The sequence below is a fragment of the Paractinoplanes ovalisporus genome, from assembly GCF_016834655.1.
GTDB classification, from domain to species: domain Bacteria; phylum Actinomycetota; class Actinomycetes; order Mycobacteriales; family Micromonosporaceae; genus Actinoplanes; species Actinoplanes ovalisporus.
Window position 1 is genome coordinate 69,415 of the sequence record NZ_JAENHP010000028.1, and the last position, 26,642, is coordinate 96,056.

The following is a 26,642-nucleotide window of genomic DNA, read 5'->3' on the forward strand; positions in this document are numbered from 1 at the left end:
GGAAATAGTTCTGTGATTTCGGCGGCGCAATCGACCCGCACGTCACAAGCGGCCGATGTGAGGGGATATCCTGCCCGCAAACAGTTGGATGCGGGGTGCGGGTGAGTGTGAAACGCGGACGGCCGCCGGGCATGATGGACGTCGCCCGGCTGGCAGGGGTGTCGCATCAGACCGTGTCCCGGGTCCTGAACGAGCACAAGAACGTCAGCGAGCAGACCCGCCTGAAGGTCCGGGCGGCGATCGCCGAGCTCGGCTACCGCCCCAACCGTACGGCCCGGGCCTTGGTCACCGGCACCTCCAAGGTGATCGGCGTGGTCGCGCCCAACACCGCGCTCTACGGCCCGTCGTCGATGCTCACGGCGTTCGAGCAGGCCGCACAGGAGAGCGGTTTCGCGGTCAACGTGGGCAGCGTCCGCAGCCTCAACGAACGCTCCATCGCCGACGCCGTCGAGCGCCACCTCGACCAGCGGGTCGCCGGCTTGGTGGTGATCGCCCCCGTGGCCAGCGCCGGTCCCGCCCTGGCCCGCCTGCCCGAAGACGTGCCGCTGGTGACGATCGACGGCGACCCCGAGCGCGCGAGCACTCTCGTCACGGTCGACCAGGTCGCCGGGGCCCGCGCCGCCACGGAACACCTGCTGGAAGCCGGCCACTCGACGGTCTGGCACATCTCCGGCCCCGCCGACTGGTTCGACGCCGCGGGCCGCGTCCGCGGCTGGGAAGAAGCGCTCAAGGCGGCCGGCGCCGAACAGCCCCCGCTGCTCACCGGCGACTGGAGTGCCGAGTCGGGCTACCGCAACGGCAAGCTGCTGGCCCGCCTCCCCGAGGTGACGGCGGTCTTCACGGCGAACGATCACATCGCGCTCGGTCTGCTGCGAGCCCTGAGCGAGCACGGCCGCCGGGTCCCCGAAGAGATCAGCATCGTGGGATTCGACGACGTACCCCAGGCGGCCTATTACACGCCGCCGCTGACCACGGTCCGCCCCGACTTCGACGCCGTGGCCACCGCGGGCGTCGAGCTCCTGCTGGCCCAGATCGAGTCCGGCACTCCCGACCTGAGCGCCCGCCGCACCATCGCCCCCACCCTGATCCCCCGCGACAGCGTCGCCCCACCACCGGCCCGCTGACCACCAGCGGCCCCGCCCCCGATCCCCGCGACGGCAACGCACCACCGCCCGCTCGATGACCGCCATCGGCCCCGCCCTGACTCCCGCGACGGCGTAGCGCCGGTGTCGCCCCACCATCCGCCCGCTGACCACCAGCGGCCCCGCCTGGACTCCCGCGACAGCGTCGCCCCATCGCCTCCTGGCTCGGCCTATGCCGCCGTGCATCGGGTGCCTCCGCATCGGCCCGCCCACCTCGAGCGTCCCGCGCCGGACTAGCTCACCCCGCCGGCGGCCCCGCGTCGGACCGCCCGCTTTCAGTGGCTCCACATCGGCCCGCTGAAAACAATTTTCCGGATTTACCTGGCCCAACGCCGCCGTTCTCTGTTAGCGTTAACAGGTCTCACTACGGGTATTCCTAGGCCTGTGGCGCTGACATCGGAAGAGAGGACCCGGTCGGGGCCATCAAGGGGAGGATGGCCCCACTGGGTGCAATCCGGAACGTCAACTCCCCCAAGTTCACTCCTGCGACGTCAACCCGGCGGCCTGCGCCAGCAGCCCCGCCTGGGTACGGTTCCCGCAGCCGAGCTTCTCGAACAGGTGCGACACGTACCCCTTGACGGTCGTCTCCGACAGGAAGAGCCTCCGCGCGATCTCCGCGTTGGACAGTCCGTCCCCGATCGCGGCCAGCACATCACGTTCCCGATCAGTCAGCTCGCCCAGCCGAGCCCGCGCCGCCTCCCGCTCCTCGTGGACAGAGGCCGAGGCCGCAACCAACCCCTCCGTGGCCACCGGCGACAACACCGTGTGCCCCTGAGCGGCCACCCGGATCAGATCAAGCAACTCCCCCGGCGGCGTCGACTTCACCAGATAACCCGCCGCCCCGGCTCGCAACGCCCGAATCACGTAGCCGTCCGTGTCGAATGTGGTCAATACCAGCACGATCGGCGGAAACGGCAACGCCCGGATCCGCTCCGTGGCCGCAAGCCCATCCACCCCGGGCATCCGCAGATCCATCAGAACCAGATCAGGCCGCTCAAGCACCACCATCTCAGCCGCCTCGGCCCCGTCCGACGCTGTGCCCACCACTTCGACATCGGCCGCAGCGGACAGAATCGCACTCAGATGCCGACACACCAGCGGCTCGTCATCAACCACAAGCACCCTGATCACGGGACCACCGGCGCGGCCACGAGCATCTCGTCCCTGATCACGACGCCACCCGCGCGGGCATGACCGTCTCCAGGCGGAAGCCGCCCGCGCCGTCCGGTCCGGCCTCCAGGGTGCCGCCGATCGACTCGACCCGTTCGCGCAACCCGGCCAGCCCCGTTCCGCTGCCGCCCACCACGAGCGCCCGCTTCCCGGCCTCGTTGTGCACCACGATGCGTATCTGATCGGGCTGATAATGCGCGTCGACCGTCACGAAGGCCCCGTGGGCATGCTTGCGCGCATTGGTCAGAGCCTCGCGCACCACTCGGTATGCCGTGCGCCCGGTCACCCTCGACAGCTCCGGCGACTCGCCCGCCTCGACGAACGTGACCTGTTGCCCGGCACGCCCGGCTGCGTCGACCAGCTCGGCCAGCGGCGGGATCGGCGGCTCGTTTAACGGGGTCTCGGCCGGCTGTCCGCCGCGCCGTAACACCCCGACCAGCTCACGCAACTCGTCCAAGGCCAGCGCGCCGTTCTCGCGCAATTCCTCCGCCGTCCGGCGTGTGCCGTCGTCGAGCGCGTTCATCGTCAACGCCCGCGCCTGCAACGTCATCAGCGTGACCCGGTGGGCGACCAGGTCGTGCAGCTCGGTTGCCAGGCGAGCCCGCTCTTCGGCCCGGGCCTGTTCGGCGCGCCACCACTGCTCGCGCTCGGCCCGCTCGGCCCGCTCCTGCAGCAGTTGAAGGCGGCGCCGGCGCGCGGCCAGGTAGAGCGCGAACAGCGGCGCCACGGCGCTGTGGAGCAGGCCGTTGATGACGATGCCGACTGTTGGTTCCCAAGGACGCACACTCGCTATGGCCAGCAAGGCGATCAATACCCAGATCCGCACCGACCAGCGCGGGGGCACACCACGCTCGGTGATGTGCTCCACGGCGACGGACAGCGCCAGCGGCGTCCACGCGTTCGCCGACATCAGGGACTCGACGGTGGCGGTCGGTTGGGTCAACAGGAGCATCGTCTGCGCGAGCGCCGACAACACGATGGTCAGCGCGGCGCCGGTGGGCCATCGGCGTCGCACGACGACGGCCGCTGAGGTCGTCACCTGCAGCCCGACGATCAGCCAGGTGGGCACCGGATCGGCGCCCTGCCCGACGACATCGGCGGTCACCACAGCGCCGAGCGCTGCGGCCGCGCTCAGCACGGTCAGCAGCACTACGTCGACAAGCAGGTCACGCCGTTTCATGGGCCTGACGGTACCCGCGGCTTCGGCGGGCCGGACCCTACCAAAGTAGGTGCTTGGCACGTACTTTCTCCGCTGCCGCCGGCCGACTCCTCTCCGGCTCAATGGACACCGACGCCAGCGAAGGGAGAAAGCCATGACGACCATGACGAGGCGCGGAGTGCTGGGACTGGCCGCCGGAGCAGCCGGAGCAGCGACGGTGGCCGCCGCACCGTCTCTCACTCGCCCGAGAGGAGCCGCCCGCCGCGATGTGACCACGATCGTGCTGGTCGCGGGTGCGAACGGGAGCGCCGGCGGCGATGCCGAGCTCACGTTGCGCGGCCACCGTACGGTCGGGGTCGAGCTGCCGGGCCACAGTCCCGGCTCGGGCCAGTTCCGCCGGTCCTATCAGGCCCCGCAGAACCTGGCTGCGCTGTCCACCGAGTGGTCACCGATGGCCGGGGTCACGCTCGACGACTACGCCGAGGCTGCCGTCGCTGTGGTTCGCCGCGCGGCCGACCTCGGCCCGGTGGTCGTCTGGGGCGGCAGCATGGGCGGCGCCACGGTCAACCGCGTTGCCAATGAGGTGCCCCGGCTGATCGAACGACTGATCTACAGCTCCGCGTTCTGTTGCACGGCCCTACCGACCATGGCCGACTATCTGCAACTGCCCGAGGCCGCGGAGAGCAGGATCCTGGAGCTGGGCGGTGCCGCCGTCGGCGATCCCGCGGTCATCGGGGCGACCCGCACCAACTTCCGCACCAGCGACCTGAAGGTGCTGGCCAAGCTCAAGCAGGTGCTGTGCGCCGGCGCGACCGACGCCGAGTTCCTGACGATGCTCAACGGCATGCACCCCGACGAGTCTCTCGAGGTGCCGATGGCCGACGCGCGCGGCCACAAGGACACGTGGGGATCCATCCCGCGCACCTACATCCGCCATACCCGCGACCAGATGATCCCGCTCGCCCTGCAAGACCGCATGATCGCCGACGCCGACCGTCTGACGCCGCGGAACAGGTTCGACGTGCGCTCGGTGGCAACGTCCCACGCCGCCGACGCCGCGGGCTGGCGCGCGTCGATCGAGATCGTGGACGAGCTGTCGCGACGATGAGAGCCTGGCAAGAGTCCCGATGCCCCGAGTGAGATGTCGACCTGAGCCCTTATGGGCCGCTCATCGGCGGGTGCGGCCCAGCGCGGCCGTACGGGCGGCACGGCTCGGACGGGCGGCAAAGCGCGTGTCCGTGCGTGCGGGGCTGGGCGCGGCGCGCGGCGGGATGCTCGGCGCGAGGCGGGGCGGGGCGGGGGCGCGGCGCGCGGCGCGAGGCGGGGCGAGGCGGGCGCGGCGCAAGGCGGTGCGGGGCGCTCAGCGCGGCGCTTGACGGGGCGCGGCGCGAACCGGGGCGCAAGGCGGGGCACGGCGCGAAGCGAGGCAGAGCGCGGCGCGCGACGCGAGGCAAGGCAGAGCGCGGCGCGAGGCGGGGCGAGGCGGGCGCGGCGCAAGGCGGTGCGGGGCGCTCAGCGCGGCGCTTGACGGGGCGCGGCGCGAACCGGGGCGCAAGGCGGGGCACGGCGCCAGGCGAGGCAGGTCGCGGCGCGCGACGTGATGCGAGGCGGACCCGGCGCACGACGTGAGGCGAGGCAGAGCGCGGCGCGCGGTGTGATGCGAGGCGGACCCGGCGCGCGACGTGAGGCGAGGCAGAGCGCGGCGCGCGACGTGATGCCAGGCGGACCCGGCGCGCGGTGTGATGCGAGGAGGGCGCGGCATGTGGTGGTGCACCTCTGCATGTGGGCTTTACGCGGCGGCAGTGGCGAGGGCGGGACGGCGCTGGGTTGCGGCGACCGCGTTCGCGGCCACGACCAAGGCGATGCCGGCCCACTGCGTCGGAGCGAGGAACTGCCCGAGCAGGAGCAGTCCGGCCAGCGCGGCCAGCACCGGGTGGATGCTCATGAACAGCCCGAAGAACTGTGCCGGGACGCGGCGCAGGATGAGCAGGTCGGCCGCGTACGGGATCACCGAGCTGAGCAGGCCGGCGCCGACCGCGAAAGCGATCGCAGCGAAGTCGAGCCGTCCGGTGGCGGCCAGCGCGACCGCGACCGGCACGTAGAGCAGCGCCGACACCGTGGTGGCCGCGGCCGGCGCCTGCAGGCCGGGCAGCCGGGCGCCGACCAGGCGGTTGAGCAGAATGTAGGAGGCCCAGCAGGCGGCGGCGAGCAGACCCATGCCGACGCCCACGAAGTCGCTCGACGGGCCGGGCTGCACGAGGGCGTAGACCCCGGCCGCCGCGGCCGCCGCGCAGAGCAGGTCGACGCGGGTCCGTGAACCGGCGAGCGCCACGGTGAGCGGGCCCAGGAACTCCAGGGTGACGGCCAGGCCCAGGCCGATGCGGTCGATCGCCGTGTAGAGGCTCAAGTTCATGGTGGCGAAGACGACCCCGAGCAGCAGCGTCGGCCACCACTGGCGCCACGTGAACCGCCGCATGTCGGGGCGGGCGACGGGCAGCAGCACCGCGGCCGCGACGAACTGGCGGACCGCGACCACCCCGGCCGGGCCGATGGACGCGAACGCGTGGGCGCCCAGCGCGGCCCCGACCTGGTTGCTCGCCCCACTCGCGAGCATCGCCACGATGCCGGAGGACACGATGCCGGAGGAGCGGTCTGCGGACGCCTTCATGGCACCCAGTCTCGGCAGCCGTGACTGATACGAAAAATGCATGACACGGCCGAGTTATACGCTGCTCGTATGGATCTGCAGCTGCGCCAGCTCCAGATGTTGGTCGCCGTGGCCGACGCGGGCACGTTCACCGACGCGGCGTCGGCGGTCGGCGTCTCGCAGGCCTCGGTGTCGCGCTCGATCGCCGCCTTGGAGAGCAATTTGGGCGTACGGCTTCTCCAGCGCACCACCCGGCACGTGTCGCTGACCGCGGCCGGCGCCAAAGTGCTCCCGGCCGCCCGACGGGTGCTCGACGAGGTCGCCCACCTCCGCCGTGCGCTCACCGAAGACGCGGGCGAGATGCGGGTCGGCTACAACTGGGCCGCGCTGGGCCGGCACACCCGTCGCCTGCAGCGCACCTGGGCCGCGGCCCACCCGGCCGTACCGCTGGTCTTTGTGCAGTCCAACACGGTCACCGCGGGGCTGAGCGAAGGCATCGCCGACGTGGCCGTGATCCGCCGCCCGCTCGACGACGACCCGCGCTTCGCGACGGCCCTGATCGGCGCCGAACGCCGTTTCGCCGCCATCGCCACCGACAACGCCCTGGCCCGCCGCCGCCAGGTGCGCATGGCCGACCTGGCCCGCTACCCGGTCGCGATCGACGCCCGCACCGGCACGACCACGCCCGCCCTGTGGCACCCGGGCCCCGCACCGGCCACCATCCGGCACACCCACGGCGTCGATGAGTGGCTCACGCTGATCGCCGCCGGGCAGGCGGTCGGTGTCACGTCCGAGGCGACCGCCCACCAGAACCCGCGCCCGGGCGTGGCCTACCGCGCCGTACGGGACGCTCCGCTCATCCCCGTCTGGCTGGCCTGGTGGTCCGACACCCCGCCCGCCGTCCTGCCCGAACTGCTGACGCTGACCCGCGAGACCTACGCCCCGCCCGGGAGACCGCATGACTGACGTGACGATCCGTCCGATGGAGGCCACCGACGCCGACGCGGTCCTGGCCCTCTATCAGGCCGGGCTCGACGGCGGGAACGCCAGTTTCGAGATCACCGCCCCCACCTGGGAGGCCTTCGACGCGGGCCGCCTCGCCGAGCACCGCCTCGTCGCCGTCGACGCCGACCGGCAGGTGCTGGGCTGGGTCGCCGTCACACCCGTCTCCAGCCGCCCGGTGTACGCGGGCGTGGTCGAACACTCCATCTACGTCGCGCCCGCGGCCCAGGGCCGGGGCGTGGGCCGCGCCCTGCTCGAGGCCCTGATCGCCTCGACCGAGCAGGCCGGAGTGTGGACGATCCAGTCCGGCATCTTCCCCGAGAACACCGCCAGCCTGGCCCTGCACCGCGCCTACGGATTCCGTACGGTCGGGGTCCGGCAGCGCGTCGGCCGCCACCACGATCGCTGGCGAGACGTCGTACTGCTGGAACGCCGCCGCGCCGACCCGTCACCGATCGCCGCGTTCTGGGCCAGCGCCGCCGCCCTGACCCCCGAGCAGGTGGTCGCCACGATGGACGACCTGGCCGGTGACGACGCGGCCGGTCTGTTCGAACGGGCCTCCGCCCGCGACTACGCCGGTCGCGAGGCCGACGCCGAACCCCTCTACCGCCGGGCCCTCGACGCCGGCCTCGACGACGACCTCCGCCCGCAGGCATTGATCCAGCTGGCCAGCACGCTGCGCAACCTGGGCCGGGCCGGCGAGGCGGTCGCGCTGCTCACCGGCGCCGGCGAGCTGCCCGGCTACGAGGACGAGCGAACGGCCTTCCTCGCGCTGGCCCTGATCGACACGGGCGAACCGGAACGGGCCGCGGCCCTCGCCGTACGGGCCCTGGCCGATCACGTGCCGCACTACGGCCGGGCGCTGAGGGCGTACGGGACTCAGAAAGCCTCGTCGTAGAGCTCGCGCAGCCCCGGGGCGTCGGCCTCGCCGCTGTAGCCGCACACGAGCACGCCGCCGTCGTTGGAGGCCACCAGGTAGTTCTTTCCGATCTCGAACTTGCCGCTGCCCATCATCGTCTCGGACGTGTCGCCCTCCTGGGCCACCCGTACCTCGTCGACCGGTTCACCCAGGTAGACCCGGGTGGCCTCCAGCGTCACGGTGCCGCCCTCGATCGCCACGACCGTGCCCGCGAACGCGAAGTCCGCGTACTCCTTCAACTTCGCGGCGGTCGGCTCGACGCATTTGGCCGCCACACCGGCCGGCGCGGTCAGGTCGGTGACGGTCGCCGGTTGCGCGGTCACCAGATCGATCGGCTCCGGCGCCGGCCGCAGCAGGAACCAGCCGCCCACCGCGACGATCAGCACGAGCACGGCCGCAGCCACCGCCAGCACGCGAATACCCGGACGGGGCCGGGCAACAGTGTCAGTCATCGACGTCTCCAGAAGTTGCGAAACACGTTCGGGAGCTGCCGGCGCCATCCGGGCCGCCGGATCGGCGCGGCGCAGGCGCGAACGCAGATCGTCGTCGTCCGTCACGGCCGTCTCCCCTCGGTCAACTCCTCATGTCCGCCCGCACCGTCCGGCTTTCGCAACGCGTCCCGGAGTTTCTGCCGGGCCCGGTGCAGCCGGATGCCGGCCGCGTTGGCGCTGATCCCGAGCACGGTCCCGATCTCCCCCGGCGACAGCTCCTCCCAGGCCCACAACCGCAGCAGTTCCGCGTCCTCCCGCCTCAGGCTGCGCAACGCCACGCTGATCCCTTCATCGGGCGTGTCCGGCGCGACAACCACATCTCGAGGCGGGTCGAGCCGCAGAATCCGCGCGAACAACCGCCCCTGCCGCCGCTGCCCCCGCTCGGCGTTGGCCAGACAGTTGCGCGCCACCCCGTAGGCCCACGGCAGCAACTCACCCGCCGGCATCTCGTCGAGCCGCCGCCAGCACACCAGCAACGTCTCCTGCAACACGTCATCGGCGGTCGCCGCATCGGTGCGCCGAGCCAGAAACCGCCCGACCGCGTCGATCACGGACGGCGCCACCGCCTCGAACCGGCGCCGTCGGTCGTCGGCATTCACAGGGTCCACCCCCACCTATGTCCAGCCGCCGCCCAGATCTTTCAACCCCACACCGCAGACGTACGCCACGTCGAGGCCCCAACCGCACCGGGACGGAACTCCGCCTTCGGCGGCTGCCACGCGCGAGCCGACCGGCCTTACAGGCCGTAGCGCGCGACCGGGATGTTCCCGGTGGTCACCCTCTCAAAGTCCCGCCGCTGGATCTCCAGATCAAAAGCCCCAGCGGCGGGGCGGTCAGCTCCAGCCGCGCCGGACCCAGCGACGGACCAGGGGCGGGACGACCCACGAGTAGATGCAGAATGCGAGCCACGCGAAACCGAGCAGGCCCGCAAGAACCGGCAGCCCCACGGCACGCAACAGCAGGATGCACCCGACGGCGACCAACCAGGTCTTGAGAGCGCCGAACCGCAGCACCGGGCGCAACGGCAGCATCAGCGGGTGGCGGGCGACCCGCAGTTCCAGCGCGGACTCGGCGAACACCTGCTCGGTCGGGCGGGCGGCGGCGGCCTGGCGGAAACCCTCGTACGCGGTGTCGATGTGGCCCCGCGCGGCGCTCGTGCCGCCCAGCAGGGCGTGGGCGACCGGGTTCTCGGGGTGCACGCCGACGAACTCGCGGCTGATCCGTTGCGCCTCGCGGTCGTCGCCCCGGGCGTGCGCGATCTGGATGCGGGTCGCGTAGACGACGGGGGCGTGCGGGGCCCGGGCGGCCGCCAGGTCGACCAGCTTGCCGGCCTTGTCGAGCTGGCCGTTGGCGGCGCACAGGTCCGCGTACGCGCAGAGCAGGTCGACGTCGTTCGGAGCCAGCGCCAAGCCGTCGAGCAGGGCCCGTTCGGCGTTCTCGTCGCGGCCCGCCTCGTGCTCGGAACGGCCCAGCCACAGCAGCAGGTCGGGTTCGGGACCGTTGGCCGCGAGCCCGGCCCGGGCCGCCTCGCCCACGTCGGCCCAGCGGTCGAGCTGGCTGAGGGCGGCGCAGCGCAGTTGTATCGCGTACGAGCCGGTGACCTCGTTGGCGGGCAGCGTCGACAGCTCGGTCAGCGCCTGCTCGGCGCGGCCGGTGGCGAGCAGGGCCTGCGCCCGGTGCAGCACGGGCGAGGGCGACGTCATGCGACCAGCCCCGGAGCGGAAGCAAGCGGCCCCGTCATCGGACCAGCCCCAGGATGAGGGCGCCCTCGAGGAGGCCGCACCCGATCGCCGCGAACAGGCCGGGGCGGATCAGGCTGGCCGGCTCGACGCCGCGCAGCATGGCCACCCGGAACGCGCGGCGCTGCAGGAGCAGGACGACGAGCCACACGAGGATGCCGCTGACCGTGCCGGAAAGCCGTACGCCGGAATCGCTCTCGACGAACGCACCCGCCACGAGCCGGGCCCCGAACCCGGCCACCCCGGCCCCCGCGATGGCGAGCAGCTGCGGGGTCGGCAGGGCGAGACGGCGACCGTTGAGCACCCCGAGCGTGGCCGCGGCGAACGGCCCGCCGAAGAACGCGGGATAGACGATCGACTCGGGCCGCCACGGACGCTTGCCGGGTGGCGCCTGATCCCGGATCGTCGGGCTGAACAGCTCGTCGTTCATGCACTTCCCCGCTCTCGATGACCCCGGCGCGCTGCACAGCCTAGCGGGGGTGCGGGTCGGTGGCGTCGGAGCATGACGCTGTGCGGCGAGGTGTCCGCGATGCCGGGGTTCATGGCATTCTCGTACGGTGGACAGCCCTGATCCCCACATTCACGTTGACGCCGGCCTGCACGCCGACGTGCGCAAGCGCTCGATGCTCGCGAGCACGTTCGGGCTGGCGGCCGACCTGCCGAGTCACGCCACGACGGGATGTCAACTGCGGGTCCCGTACGCGATGACCTCCACCGCCCCCACGAAGGTGACCTGCCTGGCGTGCCGCGACTACGCGCACCGCCGCTATCTGGAGCTGGCCGAGTTCGTCAGCAAGGTCGACGTCACGCCGGGGATGGGATTCGAGCTCGTAGGGCAGGCGGTCCGGGCCGCCGAGCAGTACCGCGAGCTGGCGAGGCAGTTCCGCTCCGACGCTCAGTGAGTCTGCTCGTGCTTGTAGACCTCGTTGGAGACTTCCGCGTACGAGCTCTGCGCGTTGTTCATGCCGTTGAGCCAGTTCAGCGTGGCCGGGCTCGCCGAGTACGTGTTGTGCAGCAGGTCCAGCGTGTTCTGCACCGCACCAGAAACACCGGGCGTGACGTCGATACCGCCGTCGCCGAGGGTGCTGACGTCGGCGAGTTCGCGGACCGTGGCGAGCTGACTGTCGATCTGCTGCATCAGGGCCGCCGTGTCACCGCTGACCGGCAGGGCCGCGTACCCACCGGCCGGGTAGTCGATGCCATTCGCGAGCGAGACGATCGGCGCCGCCTCGAGGGGTTCGACCGCGGGCACCACGTCGTCGAAGGAGTCGGGGTTGTCGAACGTGGCGTGGAACAGCTCGCTGTCGCCCTGCCCGTCCCCGTTCATCAGATCGTCGAACGGGTCCACGGAGTCGTCGTCGGCGCCACAGTCGTCGAACATGTCGGTCATGCGGATTCCCTCCTCTGGTCGCCGACGGCCTCGGCGACACCGGCATAGCGGGTGATCAGCTGGGTGAGGGCGGCCACCGTGCCCGCCTCACCGGCCGGGTGCGACCGGCCGGCCGCCTCGACCTGGGCCTTCCAACGGTTCACGTCCTCGGTCACGGCGTCACGCAACCGGTGCAGCGCCTGCTCGAGCGCGTCGTGCGCGGCCGCCGGCAGCTCCACCTCGACCTGCGCCATCACCGACGTGACGTAGCGGGCGGCGTCCTGCCGGGCCTGCGTGGCCGCGTCCTTGCGGCGGCGGCGCTCGTAGAGCAGCGCCACCGTTCCGAGCCCGACCACCGCCGGCACCAGGAATCCGCTGACCAACGCCCCGGTGACACCGGCCGCGAACGAGCCGAGCCCCATGGACGGGATGATCCGGTCGAGGGCGTTCGAGCCGGCATTTCCCGTACGGGTGGGACCGGCCAGATCCCGCAGATGCGCGGGGAATCGCACCGTCACCTCGTCGCCCGGCCCGGCCCGGTCGGCCAGTTCGCCGTCGAGCTCGGCGATTTGATCGCGCAGCCACGTCTGCTGGTCGAGCCAGATCGCGTGGACGCTGCGGGCCAGTTCGCCGGGCAGGTCCGGCTCGCCGCCGCGGGCCAGTTCGAGCAGGTCCTCGCGCAGCCGGATGATCCGGCGCCGGATCTGCAGCCGCAGGTCACGGTCGAGTGCCCGCCCGCGCTCGGCGATCCGGGACTGGCGGTGGGCGATCCACTCGTCGGCACCGGCGACGCGCTCGCGGAGCTCCGCCAGCTCGGCTGCAAGGCTCGGGTCACCGGCGAGCAGTCGTTCGTTGCGCTGCTGCACGGTCAGCTGCCGGTCGACGGCACGACCGGTCACGAGGAGCGCGTTCTGCAAGCGGATCCGGTACGCCTCGGCGGCCACCCGGCTGGTGAGCGCGGCGGCCAGCGGATCCAGGCCACTGACGGCGCGCAGCCGCTGGGCGCGTTCGGCGTTGCCGCGCACGGCCGCGCGAGCCGCGTCGGCCGCGGCGCGGTTGCTGACCGGGAACCACGGCGCGTCCGCGTACCGCGGCGCGTGTTGCCGCAGCAGCGCGACGTTGCGGCTCAGCACGGTCCGCCACTCGGGATACTTGTCGGTCTGGGTCAGCACGAACGCGACGGTCGTGATGCGCTCGGTGGCCCGGGCGAGGAAGCGGCATTCCGAGGCGGTCAGCTCGGAGCCGGCGCCCGCCACGAAGAGCAACGCGTCGGCCCGGGCGAGCGTGGCCAGCGTGACCGCGGCGTGCCCGGCGACCAGGCCACCCACGCCGGGCGTGTCGATGATGCGCAGCCCGCGCAGCAGTGCGTCGGGCAGTCCGACCTCGACCTCGAGCACGTCGAGGTGCCGGGGCCGCCCGGTGGCCGGGTCGAGCGCGGCGTACTCCCCGATCTCGTCGAGGGTCACCGACCGCCCGGCCGGTTCGTCCACGGTGCGGACCAGCGCTCGCGGAGAATCGGCGTGCCGCACCACGACATGCACGTCGGTCGCGACGTCGGCGTCCACCGGCAGCAGCCCCGCGCGGCCGAGCAGGGCGTTGACGAGGGAACTCTTGCCACTGTTGCGCTCCCCGACCACGACCACTGTGGCCGCACCCCCGGCCAGCCGGTCCACTTCCCCGCGGATCGCCGTGACCGCCGCCTGATCCCCGAGCCGGTCCAGCACGAGCGCGGCATCCGCGATGAACCGGAGCGCACCCGCCCGCGGCGGCGCGGACTCGTGAGGTGGCGCGCTCATCGGCCGGACCCCCGGTCTCGTCGGACCACAGTCCGCGACGCCGGCCCGGAGCTCGGCGCGCTTCCGGCGGGTGGCGCGTCCTCGACGGCCCGCACAGCTTCGACGAGCCACGCACCCTCGACAGCCCGCGCACCGTCAACAAACCGCGCACCATCGACGAACCGCGCACCTTCGACGAGCCAGGCATCCTCGACGGCCCGCGCACCTTCGACAAGCCAGGCATCCTTGACGGCCCGCGCACCGCCGACGAGCCGCGCACCATCGACGAGCCGCGCACCCTTGACGGCCCGCGCACCGTCGACGAACCGCGCACCTTCGACGAGCCGCGCACCGCCGACGAGCCGCACACTTTCGACGAGCCACGCACCCTTGACGGCCCGCGCACCATCGACGAGCCGCGAACCGTCGACGAGCGGCGCTCTTACGGCGGGCGGGGTGGTCATGAGGCCAGCATCCAGCCGCTCTCGTACCACCAATCGCCGGCCTTGGTGGGCGAGCCGTCGGTGATGCTGATGACCACCATGGCATCGCCGTGGCTCCAGACGATCCGGAACTTGTCCCCGCCGTCGTATCGGTAGCAGATCAACTCGCCGACGGTGTCGCCGTTGGAGTTCCAGGTGCCGACCGAAGGGTCGCCGTCCCGGCACGAGCCCTGGTCGGTGACTCCGGCGGCCTCACCCCGGAGGTAGCTGTTCATCGCCGACAGGGTCTTGAACTGGAGGTATCCGACCTTGTGATCGAGTGACGGATCCCCGTCGCACTGGATTCCGGCTTCCACGCCGGCGGCGCCCGGTGACCACTCCTCGCAGGTCTCCTCGTCGATGCTCGACTTGCTGATCTTGTCGTAGAGGTCCTGCTGGCTGGGGCTCAGGTTGTCGCGGGCGCTGCTCTCCTCCGGCTCGGGCGTCGTCGGCTCGGGCGTGGTCGGCTCGGGCTCGGGGGTCGTCGGGTCGGGCTCGGGCGTGGTCGTGTCGGGGGTCGGCTCGACGGCCCGGCCCCAGAGGTCCGTCTCGGGCGTGGTGGTCGCGGGCTCCGGGGTTGTCGTGGTGACGACCGGCGCCGGTGTCGGGTCGGCGCTGGAGCCGCCGTTGCGGGACGTCGCCGCGACCGCGGTGGCCGTGGCCGCCGCGACAAGCAGCGCCGCCACGCTCGACACGAGCACAACCCGCCGCCGCGTGCCGCCGAGCCGCCCGCGCAGCCCTTTCTTCGGCGCCGGCCGGGGCGCGGATGCCGTCCCGTCCCCTGCCGTCGGCGCGTCGACACGCGCGGCATCCGAAGGCGGCGGCGTGGCGGCACGCCCGGACTCGGCAGACAACGGCCCGTCGACACGCGCAGGACCCGAGGACGGCGGCGTGGCGGCACGCCCGGACTCGGCAGACAACGACGCGTCGACACGCGCGGGACCCGAGGACGACGGCGTGGCGGCACGCCCGGGCTCGGGGGACGACGGCGCGGTGACGGGCTCGGACTCGGGGGCGGTTGCTCCCCTGGTGATGGCGGTCAGCGCGCCCTGGCAGACGACCGCCTTGGGATCGCCCTCGGCGACCGGCAACCGGCCGATCCGGGCCGCCACCAGCTCCGACACACGCGGGATCCGGCTCGACCCGCCGGTCAGGTAGACGGCGGCGAGATCGTCGACGCGGAGACCGGCGTCCTCGACCGTACGGACCAGTTCGTCGACGGTCGGTGCGAGTTGCCGCTCGATCGCCGTCTCCAGCTCGGCCCGGGTGATCCGCACCTGCGCGTCGGCCGCATGCACCGGAACCACCACGACCGTCCGCCCGGACAGCGACTCCTTGGCCTGCGTCAGATAGGTGAGCTGGCTGGCCCGCCGCTGCTGCCCCTTGGTCGACTCGTCCGACCAGAGCCGCTCCCACTCCTCGGGCGCGTCGTGCCGCACCTGCTCGCCGACGACCTCGCGCAGCGCCTCGCTCACGTCGTCGCCGCCGAAGTCCGGATCACCGCCGGGCGGTCCGCAGATCTCGAAGCCGTCCCCCGTACGCCGGAGGACCGCCGTGTCGAACGTGCCGCCGCCGAGGTCGTAGACCGCGATGTGCGCGCCGGCCGGGATCGGCGTGGCGCCCGCCGACGTGGCGTAATGGATCGCGGCCGCGACCGGCTCGGGCACGAACGTGGGTGTCGGCAGCCCGGCCAGCGCCGCGGCCTGCGCGAGCCGGTCGATCTCGGTGGCGGTCCACGCGGCCGGGTGGGTCAGCGCGACCTTCTCGGGCGGGCCACCGAACCGCCGCACGGCTTCGTCGGCGACGCGGCGCAGGGTGGCCGCCGCGATCTCGACGGTGCTGATGTCGCGGTCACCCAGACGGGTCTCGGTGTCGCTGACGAGGGCGCGCTTGGGCTGCAACTCGGCCCGGTCGGGATAGATCGCCGCCTCCTGCGCGGCGTCGCGACCGGTGAGCAGATGGCCGTCCTCGTCGAGGCAGACCACGGACGGCAGATACCGGCTGCTGTCCAATTCGAGGATCTCGGATGAATTGCCGTCGGAGGACATCGCCGCACAAGTGAAACTGCTGCCGTAATCGATCGCTATTGACCAGCCACCCACGGGCGCAGCATAACGGAATGACGGGTGCCCGAAAGGTTGAGAATAGTCAGGCGAACGGCGGTTCCCGGCGACCCCTATGTGGACCGGTTCGCGAAGAAGGCAGTTTCGGTCAATTCCCGGGCGGACCGGGCGTGCCGGGCGGTGAGGCGGGACGGGTTGCCTTCGAGGCGCCGCCAGCGGGTCACCCAGTCGCCCGCGACCGCGGCCACCTCGCCCGCCGCCGCGTCCGGAGGCAGGCCGAGGCGTACGGCGTCGGTGTTGCCGGTGGCCAGGCTGATCAGCGCCCGCGCGTGGTCGTCGGTGAGCTTCAGCTTGCCCGCCGAGAGGTCGCGCAGGGCCGGCACGAGGGCGGCCTGGCGCAGCACCGGGTCGCGTTTCAACTCGCTGAGATTCGCCCGCAATCCGGCCAGAACCGTCGCGGAATTGCCGTCGCCACCGAGCCAGGAGGCGCGTTCGAGAATAGCGACCGCGGACGACGCGCGAAGTCTGTCCGCCGAACGAATGAAATTCTGCTCCACATATCCGTTGAGTTCCGCGATGCCGGAGCTTTTCGCCAGGGCCCGCAGCAACTCGTCACTCCGGCCGATTCCGGCGCGGAGGTGCGCGGCCGCCTCCCGCAGCCCGTGGACGCCGAGCAGGCGCAGCAGGCGGGCCCGGTCGGCCGATCCGAGCCCGGCGGCCCCGGACGCGTCGGCGCCCAGGAACTCGGCCGGGGCGTACAGCAGGTCCTCGAGGTCGTCGGGGTCGAGGGCCGCGAGCCGGCGCAGGAGGCGGAAGTCGGACTCGGTGAAGGTGTCACCGGAGGCGGTCTCGGCGAGCAGGCCGATCACGGGGACGACGTCGGCGACGAGGCCGCGCAGTTCGCCCGCGTAGCGTGCCGCGATGCGACGGGCAGCCGGCCACGGGTCGTCCCCGTCGCCGAGAGTGTCGACCCGGCTGAGCACGCCGAGCACGTTGGCCGCGCTCAGGCCGGCCTGACCCGAGGTGCCGCGCAGGGCCTCCAGGGCCTCCCGGTCGCGCTCGCCGGGATGCGGCATCACGTAGAGCAGCGCGTCGGCTTCGGCCAAGGCGGCCATGGCCGGGTCGTCGAGCCCGGTCAGCGAGTCGAGGCCGGGCGTGTCGACGAGGTTGTAGCGGTCGGCGAGACGCGCGTTGGCCGTCTCGACCACGACCGAGGCGATGCTGCCGGTCGGCACCGGCAGGTCGGCCGGGACGCCGCCACCGGGCGCGGCCGCCACGTACACCGACTCGCCGTTCTTGAGGACGAGTTGCACCCGGTTCTGGTGGTAGTGGCGGAACCACGTGACCAGGGTGGTGGTCTCGGTCGCGCCGGTGGCAGCCAGCCGCTGGCCGAGCAGCGCGTTCACGAGCGTGGACTTGCCGGCGTTGACCCGCCCGCCGACGGCGATCCGGAGGGTCCGCTCGGCCAGCCGCTCCCCGACCGCGGCGACCGTGTCGCGGGCCGGGCCCGGCGGCAGGTTCCCGGCGATCTCGGCGCACAGGGCCTGGACCCGGTCGCTGACCGGCCTCAACGACCCTCCGCCACGTCCCGGGCGGTGCGGGCGGCGATCCGGGCCACCTCGTCCACGGTCATCGCGATGATCGGCTCATCGGGGCCACCGTCGGCCATGCCCCGCTCCACGTGACCCACGTTGAAGTCGGTGGCGACCCGCTGGTCGAGGGCCTCGTTGAGGGCGTCGGCGATCCGCTGGGCGAGTTCGGTCATCATGAGCGCCAACCGTAGGCCATGACCGGGTGGCGGCCGCGCCGAAGGTGCCGGCGCGGCCACGGGCGGAGTGACAGATCAGTAGGCCATGACCGGGTGGTGACCGCGCCGAAGGTGCCGGCGCGGCCACGGGCGGAGGGACAGATCAGGCGGGGTCGAGTTCGCGCTCGTCACGGCCGGGCTCGCGGGCCTCGGCCTCGGCGATCAGGCGGCGGTCCTCCTCGGCGTTGCGGCGGTACTCGCGGATCGAGTACGCCAGCGCGGCCGCCCAGACCACATAGATGATCGCGTAGATCGTGTAGCGGGTGGTGTCGCCGGCGTCGATCCAGTCGGACTTCAGCAGCGTCCGCGAGTTGGTGAGGATGATGACACCGCCGACGGCAGAGCCGAGCACGCGCGGCGGGATGTGCCGGACCAGCCAGGCCGCGATCGGCGCGGCGATCACACCGCCGATGAGCAGCGCGCCCACCCAGGCGAAGTTGATGTTCTCGCTGCCCAGGCCGAACAGGAAGCCGAGGCTGGCCGCCACCGCGACCAGGAACTCACTGGTGTCGATCGAGCCGATCGTCTTGCGGGGTTCGAGGCGGCCGCTGGCCAGAATGGCGGGCGTGCCGACCGGGCCCCAACCGCCACCACCGGTGGAGTCGACGAAGCCGGCCACCACGCCCAGCGGGGCCAGGAACCGCTTGCGCAGCGGCAGGCCGAGGCGACCCTTGGGCAGGCCCATCGTGGTGAAGCGGATGAACACGTACAGGCCGAGCGCCAGCAGGATGACCGCCATCAGCGGGGCCGCGGTCTCGGTGGAGAGCCCGGAAAGGAACGTCGCGCCCGCGAACGCGCCCACCGCACCCGGCACACCGATCTTCCAGACGACCTTCCAGTCGACGTTGCCGAACTTCCAGTGCGAGACACCTGAGACGAGCGTGGTGCCGATCTCGGCCAGGTGGACCGTGGCCGACGCCGCCGCCGGGTTGGTGCCGATGGCCAGCAGCAGCGTCGTCGACGTGACGCCGTACGCCATGCCGAGGCTGCCGTCGACGAGCTGCGCTCCGAGGCCGACGAGGGCTAGGAGGATCAGTTTCCTCATGGTCGCTCCAGTCCAGGCGGTGGGGGATACTTGACCGCGCCCATCATGCCTACCATTTCGATAGGAGAACAGCAAGACCGGTCCCACCAACCGCGCGTCGTCCGGGGGCATCGACTTAAGACGTACGGGAAATAGACTTCTTGCCGCAGCGCGGGCTGGATGACCGTCGTCACACTCGGGACATGGACCGCCGCCGGCCACCCCATGTCGTTGCCCGCATCGCGATCGTCTTCACCGCCGCCACCCTGATCTGGCTGGCCGTGTTCGCCCTGTCCGACGCGCTCTGGGGTCGCGGCTACGACCGCGGCCGGCACGTCGCTTCGGCCTTCGCCATTTCGGCGCTCGTCGTGCCGATGGTGCTGCTCGCCTACCGCCGCCTCGACAGGGTTCCGTGGGAGAAACTGCGCAAAGCCCGTTCCCGTACGGCGTCACGCCTGTTCGGCCTCGGCGCGGCCGGCTACCTCATCCCCGCCGCGGTGGCGGTCACGGCCTGCGTGCTGCTCGGCTGGCTCACCATCGAACCGCGCGGTTCGGTGCCGGTGACGATCCTGTCCGCGCTCGCCCTGATCGGCCTGGTCTTCCTGTACGAGGCCCTGCCCGAGGAACTGGTCTTCCGCGGTTACCTCTATCGCACCCTGGTCTCGGTGATGCCCGCATGGGTGGCCGTCTTCGCCCAGGCCGCCCTGTTCACCCTGTTCGGTGTCATCATCGGCGCCGCCGGCAGCGTCGACCGGGTCGTCCTGTTCTTCGGTTTCGCCGTCGTGCAGGGCTTCATCCGCCAGGTGACCGGTTCGTTGTGGGCCCCGATCGGCTTCCACGTGGCCTTCCAGGCCTGCGAGCAGTTGGTCGGCGATGCCTGGAACCGTTTTGTCGTCGACGACCTGGCCCTGTTGCAGCAGTTCGCTCTGGGCCTGATCCCCCTGGCCACGGCGGTCGGGGTGATCCAGCTCCTGCAGCGCCGCCGCACGCCCGTCGCCGCCGACCGCTAGCCTCCTCCGGCGCCGCCGTACGCCCGTCCGCGCCGCACGCCCGTCCGCGCCGTACGCCCGTCCGCGCCGTACGCCCGTCCGCGCTGCACGCCCGTCCGCGCTGCACGCCCGTCCGCGCCGCACGCCCGTCCGCGCCGCACGCCCGTCCGCGCCGCACGCTAACGTCCTCACCATGGCTGCGGCGGTGGCGAGGGTGCTGATCCTGGGCGGCCCCGGCAGTGGCAAGACGACCCTCGCCCGTACGGTGGCCGCGGACCTTCGACTCCCGCACACGGAACTCGACCGCATCGCGTACGACCCGCCCGCCGACCGCGACGAGGCGCCGTTCTGGCAGTGGACCCGGTCGCCCGACGCCTCGCGGTGGGAACGCGCATCCGCCCTCGCCGCCACCGGCCGCTGGGTGACCGACGGCCTGTACGCCGGCTGGACCACACCGTTGCGGGACGCCGCCGACGTCATCATCTGGCTCGACCTGCCCGCGACGACCTCACTGTGGCGCGTTCTCAAGCGGGCGGTCCGGCACCGGTGGCAGGGCGGCTCCGACTGGGATCTGCGGTCGGTCCGCCGCGTCGCGCGCGGGGCCCGCGACTTCCGCCGCCGCCCGGCCGCCACCACCGACCAGCTGCGGGACCGCGACGGCGCGAACGGGACCCGCACCCTCGAGGCGTTCCTCGACGGGGCCGGCGACCGCGTCATCCGCTGCCGCAGCGCCCGGGAAGTTCGCCGGGTCACCGATGAGTTCGGCCCGCCCGCCGAGTCTCCACCAGGACAGTGACACCTGATGGAAGGGTCGAACCCATGACCGAGCTGACCACGGACCAGACCCGCCGGGCGATCGTCGAGCACACCCGCCGCCTCGCCGACGCCGCCGCCACGGCCGGGCCCGGCGCCGCCGTGCCGACCGCGCCCGACTGGACCATGTCCGAGCTGGTCGCCCACCTGGGCCAGACCCAGCACTGGGTCGCCCAGATCGTCGAAGGGCGCGTCACCGACCCCAGCCAACTGCCCACCGAGATGCCCGAACTCCCCGCCGACCCCCGCGATTGGCCGGCCTGGCTGGCGGAGTCCTCCCAGCGCGTCGCGGACGCCTTCACCGACGAGGCGATGGACGCACCCGTCTGGAACGCCGCCGCCGACGAGCGGACCGGCGCCCAGTTCTGGATCTCCAGCTCCCTCAACGAGGCGGTGGTCCACGGCTTCGACGGCGCGAACGCGGCCGGCCACCCCTACCCCGTCGCCCCCGACGTCGCGGCCGCGCTGATCACCAACCACCTGAAGATGCTGACCTCCCCCACGTGGGCCATGATGCGCTCCGAGTCGGCCCAGGCCATCCGGGGCAGCGGCGAGACCCTGCAGTGGCAGGCCACCGACGGCCCCGACGCGTGGTTCGTCGAACGCCATCCCGACGGCGCCACGTGGCAGCCCGGTTCTCACAAGGCCGACGTCACCGTGACCGGCCCCGCCGGCGCCTTGCTGCTGGTCCTGACCCGCCGCATCCCCTTGGCGGAGGCCCCCGAAGTCACCGTGGACGGCGATGTCACCCTGGCCCAGCAGTGGCTCGACAACACCGCTCACATCGCCGGCTGACGGTTTTCAGCGCTTCTTCGCGGGCGTCTCGCGCCAGATCAGGCGCGCCCTGTGCGACGCGGTACGGGCCTGCTCCAGACCGCCGAAGGAGAGCATCAGCCCCAGCACGACCAGGATGGCGAAGGCGCCCCGCTGGAACCAGGCCGACGTGGTCGCGGAGAACACGAATTCGGGCGACCGGTTGCTGATGTCGGAACCCGCGATCGCCGCCGCTACGGTCAGCACGAGCACGGTCGGGGGCGCAGCCGTCCGCGAGAACCGGCGGACCAGGGGCGGAACGTTCTGCGCTCCCGGGTGAAGCGACAGCGCCGGGATGACCAGGGCGCCCGCGCAGAGCACCAGCCCCTCGGTCGAGGCGGCGACGGGGACGCATGTGCCGTCGAGCTGGGCCCGCGCCCGTTCGATGTCGGTGAGCCCGGTCAGCACGAAATACAGCCCCAGGCACGGCAGAAGCGCCACCGTCGAGAAGCGGGCGACCCCGATGGTGGCCCGGTCGTGCCCCGCCTCCTGGATCAGCAGAGTGATGCCCTGCAGGAGAACAGCGATGGACAGTCCGAACGACAGTCCGTTGATGACCTGAGCGCTGGCCGCCCGGGGCTGGGCGCTATCACCGGCCAGAACCGAATACATGACCGTGTTGATGATGAGCGTCAGGAACGCCACGAAAAGGAGCAGCGGAACCCCACCGCGAACGGCGTGTCGCCGCTCGCGGTCACGGCTCAGGAGAAGGACCAGAGCCGTGAAGGCAAACCCGGCCAGCACACCGCTGAGCTGACCGTAGTTCTCAGCCACAGCGGTGATGCTGATCAGGCCGGGACAGTCGGGAGATGGTGGAGACACCCGCATCAGGCTCCCCGGCCGATCCACAGTGGCCCATCCACTTCGGGGTCGCGGGCGATGTCTGAACGGCCGGGGCGGGTCGGATGATCGGGTTCGGACGCCCCGGTCCCGGTGCGGTGCGGCAACCGTGGAGGTGTCAGAGCGGTGGTCGCGAGCGCCGGAATGAGCAGGGCGGCCCCACCCAGCAGGCAGGCCTCGATCGAGGCGGCGACCAGGGGAGCGCGGGCCTTCGAGGTGGGTCTCTTAGGGGTTGCCTAACGCATTACCCGCCCTACCAGGGGGCCTCCACCCTAGTCCCCATTGTTTCGTGGAAGGGCGATTTTTGCGGGGCAGCCTGTGGACAACTTGGGAATGTGGACAACGCCCTGCAGGCGCGCCCACCGCGGAGAATGTCAGGGGTGGCGGGTCGGATGATCTGCGTGCGGGGGTCCAACGGCCCTGTCGCGGGGCGGTGCGGTGGGGTGACCGTGGAGGAATGAGAGCGCTGGTCTTGTATGAGTCGATGTTCGGGAACACCGCCACCGCGGCGAAGGCGGTCGCGGCCGGGCTGGCCGATCTGTTTGACGTGAGCGTGGCCGAAGTTGGTGAAGCGCCGTCGCTGGTGGGAGTGGATCTGCTGGTGGTGGGGGCGCCGACGCACGCGTTCGGGCTCAGCCGCACCGCCACGCGAAAGGATGCGGTCAGGCAGGGCGCCACCGGGAAGGCCGAACGGGGGCTGCGGGAGTATCTGGGCGCGGTTGAAGGGCTTGACGGGCTCGCCGTGGCTGCCTACTGCACGAAGATGAACCGGCCCTTCACCGGGTCGGCGGCCCGCAAAGCCGACCGGCTGCTGCGGCAACGTGGGGCGCGGCCGGTGTGCCCGCCCGAGAACTTTCTCGTGACGGGCGTGTCGGGGCCGCTGGTGGACGGTGAGGTCAAGCGGGCCGAATACTGGGGCGCCCGCCTCGAAGTGCCGGCCGATGCCACAACGGCCTGACCACCCGCGCGAAGCACACGACGCCGCGAGGCGACAGCCAACACGACCCCGGCCAGCGCAGCCGCACGAAACGCACGGCGCCCTGGCGCGACGGCCAGCACGACCGCGATCAGCACAGCCAGGCGACGCCCTGATGCGGCAGGAAACACGACCGCGGCCGGCACAGCCGCACGAACTCCTCAGCCGCGGCCACAGCTGCCGAACGAAGCACGCCGCGCCCTGACCAGCTGCATGAAACACCACGCCCCCTAAGGCGGCAACAGGCTGTTGCACGGGGCAAACGGCGCGCCCGGCTGCGGCCACAACGGCCGGGGAGTAAAGGGGTGGGTCAGCTGGCTCGGCTGCGCCAGAGGAGCCAGACGAAGTAGGGGGCCCCGATCAGAGCGGTCACCAAGCCCGCCGCCAGTTGGCTGGGGGCTATGACTGTGCGGCCCAACGTGTCAGCGACCGAGACGAGCACCGCGCCCAAGCCGATCGCGACGGGAATCGAACGGCTGTGGCGGGCGCCGACCAAGGCCCGCGCCGCGTGTGGGGCAACCAAACCCACGAAACCCAGGGCGCCGACCGCGGTGGCCGCCGCTGCGGTCAACACGGCGGCCAGGGCGAGGAAACCCAGCCGGGCCCGGTTGAGCGGGACGCCCAGCAAGCGGGGCACGTCCTCGTCCAAGGCGACCAGATCCAGGCTCCGGCTGCCGATCAGGGCCGCGGGCACGGCTACGATCAGCACCAGCAGGACCGGTACCACCTGGCCGAAGCTGCGCCCGTACGTGGAACCGGCCAGCCATGTCAGGGCCACGCCCACGTTCCACGGGGAGACCACGACCACCACCAGCGTGGTCAGCGCGGTCGCGGCGGCGCTCACGCCGACACCGACCAGCACGATGCGGTCGGACGACAGGCCCCGGCTCGCGGCCAGGCGGTAGACCAGGGCGAACGTGGCCAGGGCGAAGACGGTGGCCACGCCCATCACTGGCCAGCCGCCGACGCCGGGCAGGAGCAGCACCACCGCCACCGCGCCGACGGACGCGCCGGGGGTTACGCCCAGCAGGCTGGGCTCGGCCAGGGCGTTGCGGCACACGGCCTGCACGATGATGCCGGCCAGGGCCAGGGCGGCGCCACCGAGGATGGCGGCCAGCACCCGGGGCCAGCGCTGGTCGAGGACGAACGAGACCTGGCGGCCCGCGTTTCCGCTGATCCAGTTCATGACGTCGCCGAGCAGGATCAGGCGGTCGCCCAGCAGCAGGGCCGCGATGAAGGCGGCGACCAGCGCCACCGCGAGAACCACGGCGACGGTGGTCACCCACGTACGGGATCGGACCGAACCCTGCGCACCCCGCGCCGGAGCCGCCGCCGGGCCGCCGTCGCGCAGGCGGCGGGCCAGCCAGACCAGCAGGACCGCGCCGGCCAGAGTGGTGACCACGCCGGTCGGCACCGAGATGGCGGTTCCGGCGGGGATCGCCAGGCGCAGCAACACATCCGCGGCCACGACGGTGAGCGCGCCGGCGATGCCCGCGAACGGGAGCAGCAGCAGATGGGCGCCGAGACCGGGCACGCGGCGGGCGACGAGCCGGGCGATGACCGGCGCGCACAGGCCGACAAAGCCGATCGGGCCGGCCACGGTGACGGCGGTCGCGGAGAGCAGCACGGCGAGACCGACCGAGACGACCCGCGTACGGCGGACGTCGACCCCGAGCACACGGGCCGAGTCGTCACCGAGGCCGAGCACGTCGAGCCGGTGGGCGAGGACCAGGGTGAGCGCGACACCGACGAGCATGACCGGCGCGGCCATGGTGACGTTCTGGCTGCCGCTCTGGACCGTCGTGCCGCTGCCCCACGCGAACAGGCCGATCGTGTTCTGCTGGAACAGCATCAGCAGCACGGTGGTGAGCGAGTTGAGGGCCAGCGCCACGGCTGAGCCGGCCAGCACGAGCCGGGTCGGGCCGGCCGCACCGCCGCGCGAGACGAGCAGCACCAGGCCCGAGGCGAGCAGGCCGCCGGCGAAGGCGACCGTGCCGCCGACGAAGAACGGCAGCGAGATGCCGAACGCGGCGACGGCGACCACCGAGACGTACGCGCCGGCGTTGACGGCGAGGGTGTCGGGCGAGGCCAGCGGGTTGCGGGCGACCGACTGCAGCACGGCGCCCGCGATGCCGACGCCGAGGCCGACCAGCAGGGCGGCGAACAGGCGGGGCAGGCGGCTGGCGACGAGAACGGCGACAGCCTGCGTACGGGAATCGTCGCTCTCGCCCCACGGGTTGAGCGCGCGCATCAGCTCGCCCAGGCCCACGCTCGCGGTGCCCTGCGTGAGGTGCACCGCGGCGAGGACGAGGAGCAGCACGACCGCCGCGACGAAGACCGCGATGATCCCGTACGTCCGGGGACCGTCGCTCTTGATCTGGGGCGGTGTGACGGCCGGGGCGGTCGTGCTGGTCGTCATGACGTCAGCGCGGCGGTGAGCGCGTCGATGTACTTCGAGGCCGAGGCCGGGCCGCCGAACATCCAGATGCCGTCCGGGATGCGCTTGACCTTGTTCGCCTTGACGAACGGGAGCTGCTTCCAGACCGCGTTGTTCTTCAGGTTGTCGGTGAAGTCGCCGCCGTCGGCGTCGTTGGCGACGTAGATGTAGGTGGTCTCGGCGTTCTTGATCTTGGTCAGGCCCTCGACGTCGTTCTGCGCGAGGCCGTAGTCCTTGTCGCCACCGTCCGGCCACTGGTTCTCGAGGCCGAGTTCCTTGGCGATGCCGCCGAAGAACGAGGTCGGCGTGTACATGCGCAGCGAGACGTTGCCCGACTCGACCCAGCCGTCGGTCATCACGAACGGCGCGCCGGCCTTGCCCGCCGCCGCCAGGGCCTCCTTGCCCGAGGTGACCTTGGCGTCGAAGTCGGCCAGCAGCTTCTCGCCCTGGGCCGTGGTGCCGGTGGCCTGCGCGAGCGTGGTGACCGTCTTGCGCATGTAGCCGATCGGGTCGGAACCGTCCGAGCCGCGCAGCGCGAGCACGGGCGCGGTCTTGGCGATCTGCGCGAGCACGTTCTCGGGCACGTCGGTGACCGAGACGACCAGGTCGGGCTTGAGCGCGGCGATCGCGTCGAGGCTGGGCTCGCCGCGGGTGCCGACGTCGGGGGTGGAGGCGTCGATGGGCGCGCTCTTGTCCCAGGCGTTGTAACCCTTGACGTCGGCCTGGCCGACCGGCTTGATGCCGAGCGCGACCAGGTTCTCGGTGAGGCCCCACTCGAGCGACACCACGTTCCTGGCCGGGGCGTCGAGCTTGACCGTGCCCCGCTCGTCGGTGATCTCGACCGGGCCGCTCGACGGGGCGGCGGAACCGGCGCCGGCCTCGTCGGCCGGCTCCTCGGTGGTGCCGCAGGCCGCGAGCAGCACGGCGGTCAGTGCGGCCGCGGTGGTGGCGGCGAAGGCACGGCGGGTGACCATATTAATGAAGA

26 protein-coding genes and 1 pseudogene are annotated in these 26,642 nt (G+C 72.1%); 10 read left to right on the plus strand and 17 right to left on the minus strand.

Going from position 1 to position 26,642, the window contains the following annotated elements; all coding sequences use genetic code 11:
* Nucleotides 1–131 precede the first annotated feature (131 nt).
* Complete coding sequence (locus JIG36_RS45420) at nucleotides 132–1,124, plus strand: LacI family DNA-binding transcriptional regulator (protein WP_203383170.1); 993 nt, start codon at nucleotides 132–134, stop codon at nucleotides 1,122–1,124.
* Nucleotides 1,125–1,619: 495 nt separating this feature from the next.
* Here the strand turns inward: JIG36_RS45420 and JIG36_RS45425 are convergent, their stop codons facing one another.
* Complete coding sequence (locus JIG36_RS45425; protein ID WP_203383118.1) at nucleotides 1,620–2,273, minus strand: response regulator; 654 nt, start codon at nucleotides 2,271–2,273, stop codon at nucleotides 1,620–1,622.
* A 37-nt stretch (nucleotides 2,274–2,310) separates the two neighbouring features.
* Complete coding sequence (locus tag JIG36_RS45430) at nucleotides 2,311–3,492, minus strand: sensor histidine kinase (RefSeq protein ID WP_203383119.1); 1,182 nt, start codon at nucleotides 3,490–3,492, stop codon at nucleotides 2,311–2,313.
* A 133-nt stretch (nucleotides 3,493–3,625) separates the two neighbouring features.
* Between JIG36_RS45430 and JIG36_RS45435 the strand changes: the two genes are divergently transcribed.
* Nucleotides 3,626–4,579, plus strand: coding sequence for an alpha/beta fold hydrolase (locus JIG36_RS45435; RefSeq protein WP_236049620.1), 954 nt, complete (start codon nucleotides 3,626–3,628; stop codon nucleotides 4,577–4,579).
* A 681-nt stretch (nucleotides 4,580–5,260) separates the two neighbouring features.
* Here JIG36_RS45435 and JIG36_RS45440 read toward each other — a convergent pair.
* A complete protein-coding gene (locus tag JIG36_RS45440) occupies nucleotides 5,261–6,139 on the minus strand; it encodes an EamA family transporter (protein ID WP_203383120.1) in 879 nt (292 codons plus the stop codon).
* A 69-nt stretch (nucleotides 6,140–6,208) separates the two neighbouring features.
* Between JIG36_RS45440 and JIG36_RS45445 the strand changes: the two genes are divergently transcribed.
* The 3 genes and pseudogenes from JIG36_RS45445 (at nucleotide 6,209) to JIG36_RS45455 (ending at nucleotide 8,018) form a co-directional block, all read left to right on the plus strand.
* The gene (locus tag JIG36_RS45445) at nucleotides 6,209–7,084 is read left to right on the plus strand and encodes a LysR family transcriptional regulator (RefSeq protein ID WP_203383121.1); all 876 of its coding nucleotides are present in this window, start codon (nucleotides 6,209–6,211) and stop codon (nucleotides 7,082–7,084) included.
* A pseudogene (locus JIG36_RS45450) lies at nucleotides 7,077–7,556 on the plus strand (GNAT family N-acetyltransferase); the annotation flags it as partial. The gene JIG36_RS45445 and the pseudogene JIG36_RS45450, both read left to right, overlap by 8 nt.
* A gap of 75 nt (nucleotides 7,557–7,631) precedes the next feature.
* Nucleotides 7,632–8,018 (plus strand): tetratricopeptide repeat protein, encoded by a 387-nt coding sequence (locus JIG36_RS45455; RefSeq protein WP_203383172.1) that lies wholly within the window; start codon nucleotides 7,632–7,634, stop codon nucleotides 8,016–8,018.
* On the opposite strand, the gene JIG36_RS45460 is transcribed toward JIG36_RS45455, so the two are convergent.
* From JIG36_RS45460 to JIG36_RS45475, 4 genes are all read right to left on the minus strand, one after another.
* Nucleotides 8,000–8,491, minus strand: a complete 492-nt coding sequence (locus JIG36_RS45460) for a hypothetical protein (protein ID WP_203383122.1) — start codon at nucleotides 8,489–8,491, stop codon at nucleotides 8,000–8,002. The genes JIG36_RS45455 and JIG36_RS45460 overlap by 19 nt on opposite strands.
* A gap of 101 nt (nucleotides 8,492–8,592) precedes the next feature.
* Nucleotides 8,593–9,129 carry an RNA polymerase sigma factor gene (locus tag JIG36_RS45465; protein WP_203383123.1) on the minus strand — a complete coding sequence of 179 codons (537 nt, stop codon included), beginning with the start codon at nucleotides 9,127–9,129 and terminating at the stop codon, nucleotides 8,593–8,595.
* Between the two features lie 234 nt (nucleotides 9,130–9,363).
* Nucleotides 9,364–10,233, minus strand: a complete 870-nt coding sequence (locus tag JIG36_RS45470; RefSeq protein ID WP_203383124.1) for a tetratricopeptide repeat protein — start codon at nucleotides 10,231–10,233, stop codon at nucleotides 9,364–9,366.
* A gap of 34 nt (nucleotides 10,234–10,267) precedes the next feature.
* Nucleotides 10,268–10,699 carry a hypothetical protein gene (locus JIG36_RS45475; protein ID WP_203383125.1) on the minus strand — a complete coding sequence of 144 codons (432 nt, stop codon included), beginning with the start codon at nucleotides 10,697–10,699 and terminating at the stop codon, nucleotides 10,268–10,270.
* A 127-nt stretch (nucleotides 10,700–10,826) separates the two neighbouring features.
* Between JIG36_RS45475 and JIG36_RS45480 the strand changes: the two genes are divergently transcribed.
* Nucleotides 10,827–11,171, plus strand: a complete 345-nt coding sequence (locus JIG36_RS45480) for a hypothetical protein (RefSeq protein WP_203383126.1) — start codon at nucleotides 10,827–10,829, stop codon at nucleotides 11,169–11,171.
* Here the strand turns inward: JIG36_RS45480 and JIG36_RS45485 are convergent.
* The 7 genes from JIG36_RS45485 to JIG36_RS45515 form a co-directional block, all read right to left on the minus strand.
* On the minus strand, nucleotides 11,165–11,659 hold the full coding sequence (locus JIG36_RS45485) for a hypothetical protein (protein ID WP_203383127.1): 495 nt from the start codon (nucleotides 11,657–11,659) through the stop codon (nucleotides 11,165–11,167). The genes JIG36_RS45480 and JIG36_RS45485 overlap by 7 nt on opposite strands.
* Entirely contained in the window at nucleotides 11,656–13,434 is a 1,779-nt protein-coding gene (locus JIG36_RS45490) for a dynamin family protein (RefSeq protein WP_203383128.1), read from the minus strand. Before JIG36_RS45490 ends, JIG36_RS45485 begins: the two co-directional genes overlap by 4 nt.
* The gene (locus tag JIG36_RS45495) at nucleotides 13,431–13,877 is read right to left on the minus strand and encodes a hypothetical protein (RefSeq protein WP_203383129.1); all 447 of its coding nucleotides are present in this window, start codon (nucleotides 13,875–13,877) and stop codon (nucleotides 13,431–13,433) included. The genes JIG36_RS45490 and JIG36_RS45495 overlap by 4 nt, the downstream gene beginning before the upstream one ends.
* Entirely contained in the window at nucleotides 13,874–15,907 is a 2,034-nt protein-coding gene (locus JIG36_RS45500) for an Hsp70 family protein (protein ID WP_236049621.1), read from the minus strand. The genes JIG36_RS45495 and JIG36_RS45500 overlap by 4 nt, the downstream gene beginning before the upstream one ends.
* Nucleotides 15,908–16,071: 164 nt before the next feature.
* The gene (locus JIG36_RS45505) at nucleotides 16,072–17,529 is read right to left on the minus strand and encodes a dynamin family protein (RefSeq protein ID WP_203383131.1); all 1,458 of its coding nucleotides are present in this window, start codon (nucleotides 17,527–17,529) and stop codon (nucleotides 16,072–16,074) included.
* Complete coding sequence (locus JIG36_RS45510; RefSeq protein WP_203383132.1) at nucleotides 17,526–17,726, minus strand: hypothetical protein; 201 nt, start codon at nucleotides 17,724–17,726, stop codon at nucleotides 17,526–17,528. Before JIG36_RS45510 ends, JIG36_RS45505 begins: the two co-directional genes overlap by 4 nt.
* Nucleotides 17,727–17,868: 142 nt before the next feature.
* Entirely contained in the window at nucleotides 17,869–18,810 is a 942-nt protein-coding gene (locus tag JIG36_RS45515; RefSeq protein ID WP_203383133.1) for a sulfite exporter TauE/SafE family protein, read from the minus strand.
* Between the two features lie 182 nt (nucleotides 18,811–18,992).
* On the opposite strand from JIG36_RS45515, the gene JIG36_RS45520 reads away from it, so the two are divergent.
* The 3 genes from JIG36_RS45520 to JIG36_RS45530 all read left to right on the plus strand — a co-directional run bounded on the left by JIG36_RS45520 (nucleotide 18,993) and on the right by JIG36_RS45530 (nucleotide 21,386).
* Nucleotides 18,993–19,799 (plus strand): CPBP family intramembrane glutamic endopeptidase, encoded by an 807-nt coding sequence (locus JIG36_RS45520; RefSeq protein ID WP_203383134.1) that lies wholly within the window; start codon nucleotides 18,993–18,995, stop codon nucleotides 19,797–19,799.
* A gap of 172 nt (nucleotides 19,800–19,971) precedes the next feature.
* The gene (locus JIG36_RS45525; protein WP_203383135.1) at nucleotides 19,972–20,574 is read left to right on the plus strand and encodes a P-loop NTPase family protein; all 603 of its coding nucleotides are present in this window, start codon (nucleotides 19,972–19,974) and stop codon (nucleotides 20,572–20,574) included.
* Between the two features lie 23 nt (nucleotides 20,575–20,597).
* Entirely contained in the window at nucleotides 20,598–21,386 is a 789-nt protein-coding gene (locus tag JIG36_RS45530) for a maleylpyruvate isomerase family mycothiol-dependent enzyme (protein WP_203383136.1), read from the plus strand.
* Nucleotides 21,387–21,392: 6 nt separating this feature from the next.
* Here JIG36_RS45530 and JIG36_RS45535 read toward each other — a convergent pair whose 3' ends face one another.
* A complete protein-coding gene (locus JIG36_RS45535; RefSeq protein WP_203383137.1) occupies nucleotides 21,393–22,178 on the minus strand; it encodes a hypothetical protein in 786 nt (261 codons plus the stop codon).
* A 523-nt stretch (nucleotides 22,179–22,701) separates the two neighbouring features.
* Between JIG36_RS45535 and JIG36_RS45540 the strand changes: the two genes are divergently transcribed.
* Nucleotides 22,702–23,202 (plus strand): flavodoxin domain-containing protein, encoded by a 501-nt coding sequence (locus JIG36_RS45540; protein ID WP_203383138.1) that lies wholly within the window; start codon nucleotides 22,702–22,704, stop codon nucleotides 23,200–23,202.
* 328 nt (nucleotides 23,203–23,530) lie between these two features.
* Here JIG36_RS45540 and JIG36_RS45545 read toward each other — a convergent pair whose 3' ends face one another.
* Entirely contained in the window at nucleotides 23,531–25,639 is a 2,109-nt protein-coding gene (locus tag JIG36_RS45545; protein WP_203383139.1) for an iron ABC transporter permease, read from the minus strand.
* Entirely contained in the window at nucleotides 25,636–26,631 is a 996-nt protein-coding gene (locus JIG36_RS45550; protein ID WP_203383140.1) for an ABC transporter substrate-binding protein, read from the minus strand. Before JIG36_RS45550 ends, JIG36_RS45545 begins: the two co-directional genes overlap by 4 nt.
* Nucleotides 26,632–26,642 lie beyond the last annotated feature (11 nt).

Excerpts from the sequence above, each read along its gene's own strand:
- JIG36_RS45420 (WP_203383170.1), top strand. The coding sequence starts at position 132 with ATGATGGACGTCGCCCGGCTGGCAGGGGTGTCGCATCAGACCGTGTCC.
- JIG36_RS45430 (WP_203383119.1), bottom strand. The coding sequence starts at position 3,492 with ATGAAACGGCGTGACCTGCTTGTCGACGTAGTGCTGCTGACCGTGCTG.
- JIG36_RS45435 (WP_236049620.1), top strand. The coding sequence starts at position 3,626 with ATGACGACCATGACGAGGCGCGGAGTGCTGGGACTGGCCGCCGGAGCA.
- JIG36_RS45440 (WP_203383120.1), bottom strand. The coding sequence starts at position 6,139 with ATGAAGGCGTCCGCAGACCGCTCCTCCGGCATCGTGTCCTCCGGCATC.
- JIG36_RS45445 (WP_203383121.1), top strand. The coding sequence starts at position 6,209 with ATGGATCTGCAGCTGCGCCAGCTCCAGATGTTGGTCGCCGTGGCCGAC.
- JIG36_RS45455 (WP_203383172.1), top strand. The coding sequence starts at position 7,632 with ATGGACGACCTGGCCGGTGACGACGCGGCCGGTCTGTTCGAACGGGCC.
- JIG36_RS45460 (WP_203383122.1), bottom strand. The coding sequence starts at position 8,491 with ATGACTGACACTGTTGCCCGGCCCCGTCCGGGTATTCGCGTGCTGGCG.
- JIG36_RS45470 (WP_203383124.1), bottom strand. The coding sequence starts at position 10,233 with ATGACGTCGCCCTCGCCCGTGCTGCACCGGGCGCAGGCCCTGCTCGCC.
- JIG36_RS45475 (WP_203383125.1), bottom strand. The coding sequence starts at position 10,699 with ATGAACGACGAGCTGTTCAGCCCGACGATCCGGGATCAGGCGCCACCC.
- JIG36_RS45485 (WP_203383127.1), bottom strand. The coding sequence starts at position 11,659 with ATGACCGACATGTTCGACGACTGTGGCGCCGACGACGACTCCGTGGAC.
- JIG36_RS45490 (WP_203383128.1), bottom strand. The coding sequence starts at position 13,434 with ATGAGCGCGCCACCTCACGAGTCCGCGCCGCCGCGGGCGGGTGCGCTC.
- JIG36_RS45495 (WP_203383129.1), bottom strand. The coding sequence starts at position 13,877 with ATGACCACCCCGCCCGCCGTAAGAGCGCCGCTCGTCGACGGTTCGCGG.
- JIG36_RS45510 (WP_203383132.1), bottom strand. The coding sequence starts at position 17,726 with ATGATGACCGAACTCGCCCAGCGGATCGCCGACGCCCTCAACGAGGCC.
- JIG36_RS45515 (WP_203383133.1), bottom strand. The coding sequence starts at position 18,810 with ATGAGGAAACTGATCCTCCTAGCCCTCGTCGGCCTCGGAGCGCAGCTC.
- JIG36_RS45520 (WP_203383134.1), top strand. The coding sequence starts at position 18,993 with ATGGACCGCCGCCGGCCACCCCATGTCGTTGCCCGCATCGCGATCGTC.
- JIG36_RS45525 (WP_203383135.1), top strand. The coding sequence starts at position 19,972 with ATGGCTGCGGCGGTGGCGAGGGTGCTGATCCTGGGCGGCCCCGGCAGT.
- JIG36_RS45530 (WP_203383136.1), top strand. The coding sequence starts at position 20,598 with ATGACCGAGCTGACCACGGACCAGACCCGCCGGGCGATCGTCGAGCAC.
- JIG36_RS45540 (WP_203383138.1), top strand. The coding sequence starts at position 22,702 with ATGAGAGCGCTGGTCTTGTATGAGTCGATGTTCGGGAACACCGCCACC.
- JIG36_RS45545 (WP_203383139.1), bottom strand. The coding sequence starts at position 25,639 with ATGACGACCAGCACGACCGCCCCGGCCGTCACACCGCCCCAGATCAAG.
- JIG36_RS45550 (WP_203383140.1), bottom strand. The coding sequence starts at position 26,631 with ATGGTCACCCGCCGTGCCTTCGCCGCCACCACCGCGGCCGCACTGACC.